We start from the raw sequence: 1604 nt of genomic DNA on the forward strand, positions 1-1604 counted from the left end.
TTCAGACTGTTGAAAAAGGGCTGGACACAGATCTAGCCCTTTGATCTAATAAGCGTAGTGAGTTTAGGGAGTTCACCATGCTTAAAGACAAAACCCCTCAGCAATATGAACTAGAAATGGTCGCTATCGACCAATTGGTTCCAAAAGACCATTTAGTTCGCCTGATTGACCTTGCGATTGATTTCGAATTCATCCGCGATGAAGTCGCCCATCTCTACTGTAAAAACAATGGTCGCCCAGCGGTTGACCCAGTGCGAATGTTCAAGATTTTATTTCTTGGATACCTGTTTGGCATTCAAAGCGAGCGTCGCTTGATTAAGGAAATCCAAGTCAATGTCGCATATCGTTGGTTTTTGGGTATGGGACTAACTGAAGATGTCATCCACCACTCGACGCTAAGCCAAAACCGCATAAAGCGCTTTAAAGACAGCAACATTTATCAATCCATCTTTGATAACATTGTCCGCCAAGCGATGAAGCAAAAACTCATAGGTGGCTATAGCTTATTTGCTGACAGTACACACCTCAAAGCCAATGCCAATAAAAAGCGCTATGACATAGAAGACTTAAAAGTCAGTCCTTCAGTGTATGTAGAGCAATTGAACGAAGCGGTACTGCAAGACCGGGAGGATGAAGGAAAAAAGCCCCTGAAGTGTAAGGAAGAAACACCTTGCACAAAACCAACCAAAGTCAGTCGCACCGACCCAGATAGCGGGTTTATGGTACGGGATGAAAAGCCAAAAGGGTTCTTCTATCTAGACCATCGAATTGTGGATGGTAAACACGGCATTATTGTTGATACACACGCCACCGCAGGCAATGTCCATGACTCACAACCTATTATCAGTCGACTCGACAGAGCGCTCGATACCTTTGCACTCAACCCTATCGCGGTTGGGCTTGATGCAGGCTATTTTACCGCCGCGGTATGCCACAATCTGGAAGAAAGGCAATTAGTTGGCGTGCTGGGATACCGAAGACCAAATAAAAAGAAAGGCTACTTCGCCAAACGTGAGTATCAATATCAAGCCGATACTGATACTTACCTGTGCCCGCAAGGTGAAACTCTAATCTACAAAACAACAAGCCGAACAGGGTATCGCCACTATCATTCGGACCCGAGAAAGTGTGAAAACTGCCTGGTAAGAAATCAATGCACGGCCAGTAAGAATCATACCAAAGTGATTACGCGGCACGTCTGGCAATCGAGTGTAGAAACCGCGAATACCATTAGACTAAGTGACTGGGGTAAAAAGCTCTATCGGCGAAGAGCAGAAACGGTGGAAAGAAGCTTCGCTGATGCGAAACAACATCATGGCCATCGCTACTGCCGATATAGAGGTCTGTCAAAAGTGACCGCGCAGTGCTTGTTAGCAGCGGCGTGTCAAAATATGAAGAAAATGGCGCTAATGGCTGCACACTAGCAAAAAACCTCGAAAACTCCCCCCTAAAAGCCCTCAAAACGACCTTGGACACACCAAATCACAATAATTAGCCTAGCCAACACAAAAAAACAGCGCTGAAACTTACGGCAGAGAAAACTGCTCCAACAACTGGGAAAAATAAACCCCGCTTAAAAAAGCGGGGTTTATCATCAATCTGAA

1 protein-coding gene is annotated in these 1604 nt (G+C 45.3%); it reads left to right on the forward strand.

All coding sequences use genetic code 11. The features are described 5' to 3' along the window. Nucleotides 1-77: 77 nt before the first annotated feature. Nucleotides 78-1424, forward strand: a complete 1347-nt coding sequence (locus L3V43_RS23630) for an IS1182 family transposase (protein ID WP_237117548.1) — start codon at nt 78-80, stop codon at nt 1422-1424. Nucleotides 1425-1604 lie beyond the last annotated feature (180 nt).

The organism is Pseudoalteromonas sp. L23 (assembly GCF_021728455.1).
Lineage (GTDB): Bacteria > Pseudomonadota > Gammaproteobacteria > Enterobacterales > Alteromonadaceae > Pseudoalteromonas.

What these genes read in the sequence shown, in the direction of transcription:
- L3V43_RS23630 (WP_237117548.1), top strand. Translation starts at nt 78, where the DNA reads ATGCTTAAAGACAAAACCCCTCAGCAATATGAACTAGAAATGGTCGCT.